The following is a 12,941-nucleotide window of genomic DNA, read 5'->3' on the forward strand; positions in this document are numbered from 1 at the left end:
CCATGGACCTGGTCATCCGGGACGCCCGCGTCATCGACGGCACCGGAGGTGCCTCCTACCGCGCGGACGTCGGCGTACACGAGGGCAGGATCAGCACGATCCACCGGGAGGGAGAAGGCGGCCCCCGCCCCTCCGCGGCGGAAACGGTCGAAGCCCAGGGGCTCGCCCTCGCGCCCGGCTTCATCGACATGCACGCGCACAGCGACCTGGCCCTCCTGCGCGACCCGGACCACAGCGCGAAGGCCGCCCAGGGCGTCACCCTGGAGGTCATCGGCCAGGACGGTCTGTCGTACGCCCCCGTCGACGACCGCACCCTCGCCCAGGTCCGCCGGGCCATCACCGGCTGGAACGGCGACGGCAGCGACATCGACTTCACGTGGCGCACCGTCGGCGGCTATCTGGACGCCCTCGACACCGCCCACGGCGGCCGCGGCATCGCGGTGAACGCCGCCTACCTCATCCCGCAGGGCACCGTCCGGATGTACGCCCTCGGCTGGGACGACCGCCCGGCCACCCCCGCGGAGATCGACCGCATGAAGCAGCTCGTCGCCGAGGGCATGGCGGAAGGCGCCGTCGGCATGTCGTCCGGCCTCACGTACACCCCCGGCATGTACGCGGACGACTCCGAACTGACCGAGCTCTGCAAGGTCGTGGCCCGGTACGACGGCTACTACTGCCCGCATCACCGGAGTTACGGGGCCGGCGCGCTCCAGGCGTACGAGGAGATGGTCGACCTCACGCGCGTCGCGAACTGCCCCCTCCACCTCGCCCACGCCACGATGAACTTCGGCGTGAACAAGGGCAAGGCCCCTGACCTGCTGGCCCTCCTCGACGAGGCGCTCGCGCAGGGCGCCGACATCACCCTCGACACCTACCCCTACACCCCCGGCTGCACGACTCTCGTGGCCATGCTGCCCAGCTGGGCCGGCGAAGGCGGCCCCGACGCGATCCTGGCCCGCCTCCAGGACGACGCGACCGCCGAGAAGATCCGCCACCACATGGAGGTCATCGGCGCCGACGGCTGTCACGGCGTACCCATCGAATGGGACAAGATCGAGATCTCGGGGGTCAGCGATCCGGGCCTGGCCTCCTGCGTGGGCAAGACGGTGCAGCAGTCCGCGGACGCCCGCGGCGAGGAGCCCTGGATCACCGCGCGCCGCCTGCTCATCAACGACAGGCTGGGCTCGACGATCCTCCAGCACGTCGGCCACGAGGAGAACGTCCAGGCGATCATGCGCCACCGCGTGCACACCGGCGGCAGCGACGGCATCCTCCAGGGCTTCAAGCCGCACCCTCGCGCATACGGCACGTTCCCGCAGTATCTCGGGCGCTACGCAAGGGAGTTGGGTGTCATGCCCCTGGAGGAGACGGTCGCCCACCTCACCTCGCGCCCGGCGGCCCGCCTGCGACTGCCCGACCGCGGCGTGGTCCGTGAGGGCTACCGCGCCGACCTGGTCCTCTTCGACCCGGAGACGGTCGCGGCGGGCTCCACCTTCGACGCCCCGCGCACCCTGCCCACCGGCATCCCGCACGTCCTGATCGACGGCGAGTTCGTGATGCGGGACGGCCGGCGCACGGACGTCCTCGCGGGACGGTCCGTGCGCCGCACGCCCTGACCTGCGTCAGCGACCGGCGTCAGCGAACTGCGGCCGGCCGGGGCAGCTTGCATCCCGGCCGGTTCAGGTCGATCTTGCTGTCGTGGGTCACGCACGGCACGATGCCGTAGGTCTGCTGGGCGTAGTTGATGCCGTGGCGGACGGTCACCTTGCCGTTCCTGTCCACCTCGCAGGGGTTGTTGAGGGTGCAGCGCTCGCCGTCCTCGTTGCCCGTGTTGTTGACCGCGGTGACCTTGCCGGTCTTGTGGTCGATCACGGGCGAGCCCGAGGTTCCGCCGATCGTCTGGCACTCGGGGGTGTAGCGGACCGAGTCCTTCCAGGTCCACTCGCCTTCCTTGAGGCGGTAGACGAAGCCGTCGATCTTGCAGGTGTACGTCTGCTTCCAGTAGCCGGAGACAACGGTGATCGCCCGGCCCTTGACCGGGTGGTCGTCCTCGATCTCCAGCGCGCTGATGCCGTACTTCTTCTTGATCTCGCCGTAGCTGGTGGTGAGTTGGTACAGCGAGATGTCCGTGTCGGTCATCGTCGCGTACGAGATCTTGCTCGCCTTGAGCGTCGCCTTCTCGGCGCCCTTCGCGTCGAGCAGCTTGAAGGTGCGGGTGGACGGCTGGTCGACGACGACCTCGCCGGCGGCCGGGAATCCGGTCTCCAGGCAGTGGCCGTTGGAGAGGACGAGCGCGGGGTCGTCCGCCTTGGACTGCGGCATGCGGACCACCGAGCCGGAACAGTTGCTCAGCGCCACCGTCCCGGCGAAGTCGACGGCCTTGGCGGCCGGTTCGGCCTGCGGCGCCGATCCGCTGTCCGGGGCCGCGACCGCCGGTGCCGCGCTGAATCCCACGAGGGTGAGGGCGAGTAACCCGCCCGCGAGAGCCTTCTTCATGTGGAGCCCCCCTGTACGTAGTTGTGGACGTACGACACCCATGCCGTGCCGTGTTGTCATGGGCAGCGTCATTCTTCGGGGGGCCACGCGCACGGACAAGAGGTGTGAACCCTTGCGTTGTGCCCGCGGGGCGGTACGGATCAGTCGCGGATCAGCCGACTGTCCGTACCGCCCCGCGGTCGGTTCGACTCAGCTCACGGCTTGGGGAGCGCGCAGCCCTCGCGGCTCAGGTCGATCTTGTTGCCGGGGGCGACGCAGGGCACGATGCCGTACGTCTGCTGGGCGTAGTTGATGCCCTTGCGGACCGTCACCTTGCCGTTCTCGTCGACCTCGCACGGGTTGTTGTCCGTGCACTCCTGACCGTCCTCGTTGCCGGTGTTGTTGACGGCGACGACCTTGCCGGTCTCGTCGTCGATCACCGGGGAGCCCGAAGTACCGCCGATGGTCTGGCAGTCGGGGGTGTAGCGGACCGAGTCCTTCCAGGTCCACTTCCCCTCCTTCAGCTGGTAGGCGAAGCCGTCGATGCTGCACTTGTAGAGCTTCTTCCAGTACCCGGAGGCGACCGTGATCTTCCGGCCCTGCTCGGGGCGCGCCGAGTTCAGCTCCAGCGCCTTGATGCCGTACTTCGACTCGATGTCGCTGTAGGTGCTGGTCAGTTCGTACAGCGAGAGGTCCGTGTCCGTCATCGTCCCGTACGCGACCTTGCTCGCCGTGACGGTCCCGGCGTCGCTGCCGTTCGCCTTCAGGAGAGTGAAGCTGCGCGACGACGGCTGGTCGACGACGACCTCACCGGGGCCGGGGAAGCCGCTCTCCAGGCAGTGGCCGTTGGACATGACGAGCGCCGGGTCCTCCGGCTTCGAGTCGGGCACGCGCACGACGGAGCCGGAACAGTTGCTCAGTGCCACCGTCCCGGCGAAGTCGACCGCCTTGGGCTTGGCGGGCCGTTCGACGCTGACGGCCGTCGCGGGTGCCGCCGTGGCTCCCAGGAAGAGCACGGCGAAGCACGCACCGACGAGAGGCTTGTTCATGTGGGGGGTCCCCTCTTGATGGCTTGATGGCTTGAAGCCTTGATGGCTTGTTGCCTGTGTGACCGAAGGTTCTCGGTTTTGTCATGCGCATTGTTGGGGCACCTGGGCGCCAGGACAAGACCACAAACGGACACAACTGACCGCTGAGAGGACAGTCCCCCCTGTCCGGCCCCCCGTCCGGCCCCCGTCCGGCCCCCGTCCGGCCCTCGTCCAGCCCCCGCACGGACGCCCCCGTCACCCGACGTCACCCGACGTGTCCAAAAACACGAGGCGGGCCCCCTGACGCGGCCGTAAGCTCGCGGACATGCAGGTCATCCAGTCGACGAAGCTCGCCAACGTCTGTTACGAGATCCGGGGTCCGGTACTCGAGGAGGCGATGCGGCTCGAGGCGGCCGGACACCGCATCCTCAAGCTCAACACCGGCAACCCCGCGGCCTTCGGGTTCGAGTGCCCGCCCGAGATCCTGGAGGACGTCCTCCGCAACGTGGGCTCGGCGCATGGCTACGGAGACGCGAAGGGCCTGCTCGCCGCGCGCCGCGCCGTGGTCATGCACAACCAGACCCTGGGCATCGAGACCGACGTGGAGCACGTCTTCATCGGCAACGGCGTCTCCGAGCTGATCGTCATGGCCATGCAGGGCCTGCTCGACGACGGCGACGAGGTCCTCGTACCGGCACCGGACTATCCGCTGTGGACGGCGGCCGTCTCGCTCTCCGGCGGCACGGCCGTGCATTACCGCTGCGACGAGCAGGCGGACTGGATGCCGGACCTCGCCGACATCGAGCGCAAGGTGACCGACCGCACCAAGGCGATCGTGATCATCAACCCGAACAACCCGACGGGCGCCGTCTACAGCGAGGACATGCTGCGCGGCCTCACGGACATCGCCCGCCGGCACAATCTGCTCGTCTGCTCCGACGAGATCTACGACAAGATCCTGTACGACGGTGCCACACACACCCCCACCGCCTCGATCGCCCCCGACCTGCTGACCTTGACGTTCAACGGGATGTCGAAGGCTTACCGGGTGGCCGGCTACCGGGTCGGCTGGATGGCGATCTCGGGCCCGAAGGCGCACGCCTCCTCGTACATCGAGGGCCTGACGATCCTCGCGAACATGCGCCTGTGCGCGAACATGCCGGGCCAGCACGGCGTCGTCGCCGCGCTGAGCGGGCGGCAGACGATCAACGATCTCGTGCTTCCGGGCGGGCGGCTGCTCGAACAGCGCGACGCGGCGTACGACCTGCTGACACAGATCCCCGGCGTGAGCTGTGTGAAGCCGAAGGGCTCGCTGTATCTCTTCCCGCGGCTCGACCCGAAGGTCTTCAAGATCAAGGACGACCGGCAGATGGTGCTCGACCTGCTGCGGGCCGAGAAGATCATGGTCGTGCACGGGACCGGGTTCAACTGGCCCGAGCCCGATCACTTCCGCATCGTCACGCTGCCCACGGCCACGGATCTGACCGAGGCGATGACGCGGATCGGGAACTTCCTGGACGGTTACAGCCAGCCGTAGCGGCAGCCGCGGCCGCCCCGCCTACCCGCCCCGCCTACCCGGCCCGGGTATCCGGACCAGCTTTAGTCCGGCTCAACTTTAGACAGAATCTAAGCTAGGATGGTCTCAAGCTACCCGCCTTGGAGGCCGTCCCATGTATGAGCCGATCCGCACCAAGTCGGTCCACTCGACGGCCGACCACGCGAACTATCCGCACCACACCCGCGAGGAGGAGCTGGACATCCAGCTCGCCGGACATCTCGCGGCGCTGCTTGCCGTCACGGACGAGTTGCGTGCGCTGGCGCCGGCCGCGGAGCTGGACGCCGCCGCGGAGGAGCTGGCCCTTGAGGTCACCCGGCTGCGGGGCGGGCTGTCGCCCGTACGGGCGTCTGTGGCGCGGGCCATTCACGAGCCGCATCTCACCGCGTTGCATCAGCGGGCGCATGCCCTCGCCGGGCGGGCGCTGGTTGTGGCGGCGTCCCGTGCGGATACCTCTGCCGCGATTCTTGCCGCCCACCGCATGGATGCGCACGAAGGTGCGGCCCGGCTGGTCGGTGCCCACTGAGCTGCCGCTCGGGCTGATTGCGCGCCTGCGGGTGCGTTGTGGCTGGTCACGCAGTTCCCCGCGCCCCTACGGGGCCCGTGCCCACAGTCGGGGCGCCCCCCGGAAGGCTCTCCCCCACAATCGGCCCCGGTCCGAACGCCCCGAGGCGTTCGGACCGGGAGCCATCTCCACCGCTAGCCGGTCACCCGCACCGTCGCATCCGCCGACGATCCGCTGTGCAGCGCATCGCCCTCGTAGCTCACCGCATACACCGTCCTGCCGCGCTTGCTCGGCAGGTCCTTGACGCGGAACGTGCCGTCCGACGCGACCGGTGCCGACGTCAGCTCGCCCGTCGTGCCGAAGCGGTCCGTGCGGGTCACCTTCAGGTTGATCCCGGACGGCAGCGCGCGGCCCTGGCCGGTCAGCTTTCCGGTGATCTCGACGCCGGTCGCGCGGCTCGCCTCGGCCGGTGCCGTCAGCTCGATCGCCGTCGGGGCCTTGGCCACGTCGACCGTGACGGTGACGTCCTCGGCCGGGCGGTGCGTGACGTCACCCAGGAAGCGCAGGGTGTACGTCGACTCGCCGACGCGGTCCGGTACGTCAAGGACGGTGAAGCTGCCGTCCGCCGCGACCTTGGCCGCCGCCACTTCCGTCGTGCCGTCGGCGTCCTTGCGTACGGCGGTGACCTTCACGGGCTCGGCGGGCGCGGGTCCGTCCAGCTCCAACTTGCCCCGGATACCGAGGGGTTCACCGACGACGGCCTTGGTGGGCGTGGTGCTGAGCCCGCCCGTGAAGCGCGAGTCGTACTGCGCGGCCGGCGGCTGGATGATGTGCAGCCAGTACTCGTTGCCGACCGCGTTGGTCGTCACCGCGAAGAGCCGCGCCCCGTCCTTGGACCAGTCGAGGCCGCGCGGCACGACACGGGTGCCGTCGAGCGGGCCCTCGAAGGCGAACTCGAACGGTGTCGTCCCGTCCGCCGGGTCGGCGGGCTGGATCAGCAGATCGGCGGTGCTGCCGGTGGCGGCCGCGCCGCGCGCCACATACTTTCCGTCGCCGCCGAACGCCACCGCGGAGGCCTTGGCCCCCTCGGGCAGCGCCTGATAGGGCGTGCTCGCGTCCGACAGGTCACCGGAGTTCAGCAGCCGGGTGCCGTACGCGGCGTCCGCGACCGCCACCCGCTTGCCGTCGGCGCTGACCGCCAGGTCCTTCAGCTGCAGCGCCCCCTTGCCCTCGCCGTCGGCGAAGCGGCGTACGGCGTCGCGCACGGGGTTGTCGCCCTCGGTGTTGAAGGAGGCCAGCGACGGGTTGGCCTCCTTCGGCCCCGCCTCCTGCCCCATGAAGAACCGCTTCGCGCCCGAGGGGGCGGCCTCCAGGTCCAGCCTGCCGGGCGCGTTCCAGTTGGTCCGGGTGAGGGTGCCGCCGACCAGGCTGTCGACGTCGCTCCGCGCCTCGGCGCACTCGGACACATAGCTCGTGTTCTGGGTCGTCCACCACGGCGTCTCGCCCGTCACGGCGAGTTCACGTCCGCAGGTCTCCTCGTACGCGTTGGTGACACCGGTCCGCTGCAGCGTCGTGGTGTCGTAGGTGGCGATGCGGCTGCGCTCGCCGGTGTAGAGCGTGTTGCTGTCCGCGCTCAGCGCGAGGCCCGACACGCGGGTCTCCGTGGTCCACGAACTGATCTTGTGGCCCTGGAAGTCGTAGACGGCGACGATTCCGGTGTTGGAGTAGTAGCCGCGGTTGTTGTCCGAGACGAAGACCCGCTCGTGCACCGAGTCCACGGCGATCGCCGAGTACGAGGAGATCGGCAGCTTCACGACCTCGTCCGACGGGGTCGCGGCGTACGCGGCGGGTGTCCCGACGGCGACCAGACCCGTCGAGCCGAGCGTCGCCGCGAGAGCGATGCCCGTCATACGTCTCAATCGCTGAGATTTCTTCAACTTGGCCCCCCACAGGCTCATTTGACGGCCCGTTTCGATCACGGGCCGCCTTGTGGGGACATTGAAACATGTGGGGTCTATGTGAAGGCGACGCACACAAAATGTGTTTACGTACAGATGCGGAAGAGCGGCCGGACATGCGGAAGGGCCCCGCACGCCGTTGTGCGGGGCCCTTCCGGGTACGGGTGGTGTCAGCCGAGGCGCTGCACCAGGGAGCGGTACTCGTCCCACAGCTCGGTGGGCGTGTGGTCGCCGAAGGTGTTGAGGTGCTCGGGGACCAGGGCGGCCTCCTCGCGCCAGACCTCCTTGTCGACCGTGAGCAGGAACTCCAGGTCGGAGTCGGCGAGTTCGAGACCCTCGGTGTCCAGGGACTCCTTCGTCGGCAGGATGCCGATGGGCGTCTCGACGCCTTCCGCGCGGCCGTCGAGGCGGTCCACGATCCACTTCAGGACGCGGGAGTTCTCGCCGAAGCCGGGCCACACGAACTTGCCGTCGGCGTTCTTGCGGAACCAGTTGACGTAGTAGATCTTGGGGAGCTTGGCCTGGTCCTTGTCTGCGCCGACCTTGACCCAGTGGGCCATGTAGTCGCCCATGTTGTAGCCGCAGAACGGCAGCATGGCGAACGGGTCGCGGCGCAGCTCGCCGACCTTGCCCTCGGCGGCGGCGGTCTTCTCGGAGGCGACGTTCGCGCCGAGGAAGACGCCGTGGTTCCAGTCGAAGGACTCGGTCACCAGCGGCACGGCGCTGGCGCGGCGGCCACCGAAGAGGATCGCCGAGATCGGCACGCCCTTGGGGTCCTCCCACTCGGGCGCGATGATCGGGCACTGCGAGGCGGGGGTGGTGAAGCGGGCGTTCGGGTGCGCGGCCGGGACGCCGGACTCGGGGGTCCAGTCGTTGCCCTTCCAGTCGGTGAGGTGCTTCGGAGTCTCCTCCGTCATGCCCTCCCACCAGACGTCGCCGTCGTCCGTGAGCGCGACGTTCGTGAAGACCGAGTTGCCCCACAGCGTCTTCATGGCGTTGGCGTTGGTGTGCTCGCCGGTGCCGGGCGCGACGCCGAAGAAGCCGGCCTCGGGGTTGATCGCGTAGAGGCGGCCGTCCTCGCCGAACCGCATCCAGGCGATGTCGTCGCCGATGGTCTCGACGGTCCAGCCGGAGATCGTGGGCTCCAGCATGGCGAGGTTGGTCTTGCCGCAGGCGGAGGGGAAGGCGGCGGCGACGTACTTGGACTCGCCCTGCGGCGGGGTGAGCTTGAGGATCAGCATGTGCTCGGCGAGCCAGCCCTCGTCACGCGCCATGACGGAGGCGATGCGCAGCGCGTAGCACTTCTTGCCCAGCAGGGCGTTGCCGCCGTAGCCCGAGCCGTACGACCAGATCTCGCGGTCCTCGGGGAAGTGCGAGATGTACTTCGTGGAGTTGCACGGCCACGGCACGTCCGCCCGGCCGTCCTCCAGCGGGGCGCCGAGCGTGTGCACGGCCTTGACGAAGAAGCCGTCGGAGCCGAGCTCGTCCAGGACCGCCTGGCCCATCCGGGTCATGGTGCGCATGGAGACGGCGACGTACGCGGAGTCGGTGATCTCGACGCCGATCGCGGACAGCGGCGAGCCGACGGGGCCCATGCAGAAGGGCACGATGTACATGGTGCGGCCGCGCATGGAGCCCCGGAAGACGCCGCCCTTGCCGTCGATACCGGCGAAGATCTCCCGCATCTCGGCGGGGGCCTTCCAGTGGTTGGTCGGGCCCGCGTCCTCCTCCTTCTCGGAGCAGATGAAGGTGCGGTCCTCGACGCGCGCGACGTCGGTCGGGTCGGAGGCCGCGTAGTAGGAGTTCGGGCGCTTGATCGGGTCGAGCTTCTTGAACGTGCCCTTGGCCACGAGCTCCTCGCAGAGGCGCTCGTACTCGGCCTCTGAGCCGTCGCACCAGACCACACGGTCCGGCTGCGTCAGCTCGGCGATCTCGTTCACCCAGGAGACGAGCCCCTGGTGCTTGGTGGGAACGGTGTCCACGGAAAGGGGAGCCGCGATGTCGCGCGCCACGATTGCTCCTATACGAGGGGTTTTAGGTTTGTTGCCCCGTGGGGGCTGCGACCCGGACGCTTCACGTTTTGATCCCTCTGGCGCTCATCCGGTGCCGACCGCACTCATTTGATCATCCGACGCTTCCGCGCATATGTCCAGAGTGCCTCACACGTGAGCGGCGTGAGCATCGCCACTCGCGCGCACCGCCTTCCGGCCACGCACGGATCACTTGTACGCTCGGGCAAGACCGTGAGCATCGCCACTTGTGGGCAGTGGGTCCGTCCGGATTGATGTCTAACTTACGGTTCCGTAGGTACGATTCCGCCCATGACCGCCCCCGCACCCGACGCGCTCACGAACTCCCCGGCCGCAGGCCCGGGTTCGGCTGCGCTCGCCGCCCCGCCGCTCCCGCTGAAGCCGAAGATGCGCGGCTGGCTGCACGCGGGCATGTTCCCCGCGGTGCTCGTCGCCGGCCTGGTGCTGACCGCGCTCGCGGACTCCACCCGCGGCCGGATCGCCTGTGGCATCTACGTCCTCACGGCCTGCCTGCTCTTCGGCGTGAGCGCGATCTACCACCGGGGCAACTGGGGCCCGCGGGCGGACGGCGTCCTGCGCCGACTGGATCACGCCAACATCTTCCTGATCATCGCGGGTACGTACACACCGCTCACCCTGCTGCTCCTACCCGACTCCAAGGGGCAGTGGCTGCTCTGGGGCGTCTGGGGCGCGGCGGTGGCCGGCATTCTCTTCCGGGTCTTCTGGGTCGGCGCCCCGCGCTGGCTCTACACCCCCTGCTACATCGCGATGGGCTGGGCGGCGGTCTTCTTCCTGCCGGACTTCCTGCGGGCGGGCGGCATCGCCGTACTCGTCCTTGTGATCGTCGGCGGGCTGCTCTACAGCGTGGGCGGCGTGATCTACGGCATCAAGCGCCCGAACCCGTCCCCGCGCTTCTTCGGCTTCCACGAGGTCTTCCACTCGCTGACGCTGGCGGCGTTCGCGGTGCATTACGTGGGGATCTCACTGGTGGCCTACCAGCACGGGTAGTCACGACAGCGCTGGAACTCCTCCCCCCGGGCCGCGGCTTTCGAGCCGCGGCCTTTCGCATGTCCGGACACTATTGACTCAGACCCCATTGACTCGGACTCTCTTTTGAGAGTTACTCTCATTTCATGGTGACTGTCAAAAGTGCGGATGTGGCTGCCCCTGACCGCCAGGACCCCCGCCGCTGGTGGGCCCTCGGCGCCCTGGTCGCGAGCCTGCTGGTGCTTGGCTTCGACATGACGATCCTCAATGTCGCGCTGCCGACGATGGCGGGACAGCTCGGCGCGAGCACCGGGGAGCAGCAGGGGGTACCTCCCACGCATTAAGCAGTGGGGGAGGATGGCGGACGCGTACGTGGTCGTCTTCGCCGCCCTCATGCTCCCCGCGGGCCTGCTCGGCGACCGCTTCGGCCGCCGCAGGATGCTGATCACCGGCCTCGGCGTCTTTCTTGTCGGCTCCCTGCTCGGCACCCTCGTGGACTCCGTCGCCCTCGTCGTCGTGGCCCGCGCGGTGATGGGCATGGGCGGGGCGCTCGTGATGCCGCTCGCCATGGCCGTGCTGCCCGCGCTCTTCGCGCCCGGCGAGCGGACCAAGGCGGTCGGCATCGTCTCGGCCGCCTCCGCGCTGGGCGCGCCGCTCGGGCCGATCGTCGGCGGCTGGCTGCTCGACCACTTCTGGTGGGGCTCGATCTTCCTGATCAACGTCCCCATGGTGGCCATCGGGATCACCGCCTGCGTCTTCCTGCTCCCCGAGACCACCGACCCGTCGTCGCCCAGGGTCGACGTCGTCTCGACCGCGCTCACGGCGGCCGGTCTCGGCGCGCTGATCTACGCGATCATCGAGGCTCCGGGGCGCGGCTGGGGCGATCCTCTGGTCCTCTGCGTGCTGGGCGGCGCCGCACTGCTCCTCGCCGCACTCGTCCTGCGGGAGAAGCGCGCCCTCTGCCCGATGCTGGACATGACGCTTCTCCGCAACCGCGCCTTCCTCCTCAACACGATCGCGGCGACGCTCGTCATGTTCGTCCTGTCCGGCCTGATGTTCGTGCTGCCGCCGTATCTGCAGGCGGTGCTCGGCCATGACCCTTCGGCACCGGGCTCCGGCTGTTGCCGATGATGGGCGGTCTCCTTGTCGCCGCACGGGGCGCGGAGCCGGTGGTGCGCCGCTTCGGGCCGCGTGCGGTGATCAGCGCGGGCCTCGTCGTCCTCGCCTTCGCGGCGATCCTCGGCAGCCGTACGACGGTCGACTCCGGGTACGGCTTCACCGCGCTGTGGCTGTCGATCGCCGGGGCCGGCTTCGGCTTCGCCGTCGTACCGGCGATGGATTCGGCGCTCGGCGCGCTGCCGGTCGAGCGGGCGGGCTCGGGTGCGGGGCTCCTGATGACGGTGCGGCAGGTCGGCAGCGCGATCGGCATCGCGCTGCTCGGTTCGCTGCTGTCCGGTGCGTACGCCGATGAACTGGACACCGGCGGGCTGCCGGCCGGGGCGGCGGACACGGCGGGCGATTCGGTGGTGGCCGCGCACGCCGTCGCCGAGCGGGCGGGCCTGCCGGGGCTCGTCGAGTCCGCCGACGCCGCGTACGCCCATGGGATGAGCCTCGTCCTCCTGGTGAGCGGGGTCGCGGCGCTGGTGACGGCGCTGCTCGTCGCCGCGTTGCTGCGGGTGCCGGAGCCGGCCGCCGTCGCCGACGTGGCCCGGCGGGCGGAGGATGCCCGACAATGAACGTCATGACGGCCGTACGCACCACCCACTCCGGACACGCCTCCCAGCTGGGGCTTCGTGAGCGGAAGAAGCTGAAGACCCGCATCGCGATCCGTGAGGCGACGTACGCGCTGATCCGGGAGCAGGGGTACGAGGCGACGACGGTGGAGCAGATCGCGGAGGCCGCCGAGGTCTCCCCCTCCACGGTCTTCCGCTACTTCCCCACCAAGGAGGACATCGTCCTCACCGACGAGTACGACCCGCTCCTGGAGGCCGAGTTGCGGGCGCGCCCGGCGGACGAGCCGGTCGGGGAGTCGCTGCGGCAGGTGCTGCGCAAGGCGGTGGGGCTCGGTTTCACGGAGGAGCCGGAGGTGTCGCGGCTCCGTACGCGCCTGATGATCGAGGTGCCCGCGGTGCGCTCCCGGATGCTGGAGAGCATGTCGGTCACGGGCCGGATGCTGTGCCGGGTCATCGCGGAGCGCACGGGGCGGGACGCGGGGGACCTGGAGGTGCGGGTCTTCTCGATGGCGCTGATCGGGGCGCTGACGGAGGCGACGGCGTACTGGGCGGAGCGCGAGCACCAGGACGACCTGGCGCAGCTGGTGGACCGCACGCTGGATGTGCTGGCGGAAGGCTTCACTCCGTCAGGCCCCGGCGGAAATCCCCGAGAAGCCTCCTGACGACTCAT

At 69.4% G+C, this 12,941-nt stretch carries 9 protein-coding genes and 1 pseudogene; 6 read left to right on the forward strand and 4 right to left on the reverse strand.

The window, feature by feature from the left end; all coding sequences use genetic code 11:
• Nucleotides 1–2: 2 nt before the first annotated feature.
• A complete protein-coding gene (locus ACIBKX_RS21015) occupies nucleotides 3–1,616 on the forward strand; it encodes a D-aminoacylase (RefSeq protein ID WP_363275974.1) in 1,614 nt (537 codons plus the stop codon).
• Nucleotides 1,617–1,635: 19 nt separating this feature from the next.
• On the opposite strand, the gene ACIBKX_RS21020 is transcribed toward ACIBKX_RS21015, so the two are convergent.
• Nucleotides 1,636–2,496, reverse strand: a complete 861-nt coding sequence (locus ACIBKX_RS21020) for a serine protease (protein WP_363275973.1) — start codon at nucleotides 2,494–2,496, stop codon at nucleotides 1,636–1,638.
• Between the two features lie 194 nt (nucleotides 2,497–2,690).
• Complete coding sequence (locus ACIBKX_RS21025) at nucleotides 2,691–3,524, reverse strand: serine protease (RefSeq protein ID WP_363275972.1); 834 nt, start codon at nucleotides 3,522–3,524, stop codon at nucleotides 2,691–2,693.
• A 304-nt stretch (nucleotides 3,525–3,828) separates the two neighbouring features.
• On the opposite strand from ACIBKX_RS21025, the gene ACIBKX_RS21030 reads away from it, so the two are divergent.
• Nucleotides 3,829–5,040, forward strand: coding sequence for a pyridoxal phosphate-dependent aminotransferase (locus ACIBKX_RS21030; protein ID WP_363275971.1), 1,212 nt, complete (start codon nucleotides 3,829–3,831; stop codon nucleotides 5,038–5,040).
• A 133-nt stretch (nucleotides 5,041–5,173) separates the two neighbouring features.
• A complete protein-coding gene (locus tag ACIBKX_RS21035; RefSeq protein ID WP_363275970.1) occupies nucleotides 5,174–5,584 on the forward strand; it encodes a hypothetical protein in 411 nt (136 codons plus the stop codon).
• A 173-nt stretch (nucleotides 5,585–5,757) separates the two neighbouring features.
• Here the strand turns inward: ACIBKX_RS21035 and ACIBKX_RS21040 are convergent, their stop codons facing one another.
• On the reverse strand, nucleotides 5,758–7,473 hold the full coding sequence (locus tag ACIBKX_RS21040) for an Ig-like domain repeat protein (RefSeq protein ID WP_363275969.1): 1,716 nt from the start codon (nucleotides 7,471–7,473) through the stop codon (nucleotides 5,758–5,760).
• A 218-nt stretch (nucleotides 7,474–7,691) separates the two neighbouring features.
• On the reverse strand, nucleotides 7,692–9,533 hold the full coding sequence (locus ACIBKX_RS21045) for a phosphoenolpyruvate carboxykinase (GTP) (RefSeq protein WP_363275968.1): 1,842 nt from the start codon (nucleotides 9,531–9,533) through the stop codon (nucleotides 7,692–7,694).
• 309 nt (nucleotides 9,534–9,842) lie between these two features.
• Here ACIBKX_RS21045 and ACIBKX_RS21050 point away from each other — a divergent pair, with 309 nt between their 5' ends.
• From ACIBKX_RS21050 to ACIBKX_RS21060, 3 genes and pseudogenes are all read left to right on the forward strand, one after another.
• On the forward strand, nucleotides 9,843–10,559 hold the full coding sequence (locus ACIBKX_RS21050; RefSeq protein WP_363275967.1) for a hemolysin III family protein: 717 nt from the start codon (nucleotides 9,843–9,845) through the stop codon (nucleotides 10,557–10,559).
• 125 nt (nucleotides 10,560–10,684) lie between these two features.
• Nucleotides 10,685–12,274 (forward strand): annotated as a pseudogene (locus ACIBKX_RS21055) (MFS transporter).
• Nucleotides 12,271–12,933, forward strand: coding sequence for a TetR family transcriptional regulator (locus ACIBKX_RS21060; protein WP_363275966.1), 663 nt, complete (start codon nucleotides 12,271–12,273; stop codon nucleotides 12,931–12,933). The pseudogene ACIBKX_RS21055 and the gene ACIBKX_RS21060 overlap by 4 nt, the downstream one beginning before the upstream one ends.
• Nucleotides 12,934–12,941: the final 8 nt, after the last annotated feature.

It is taken from the genome of Streptomyces sp. NPDC050658 (genome assembly GCF_044457025.1).
GTDB lineage: Bacteria > Actinomycetota > Actinomycetes > Streptomycetales > Streptomycetaceae > Streptomyces.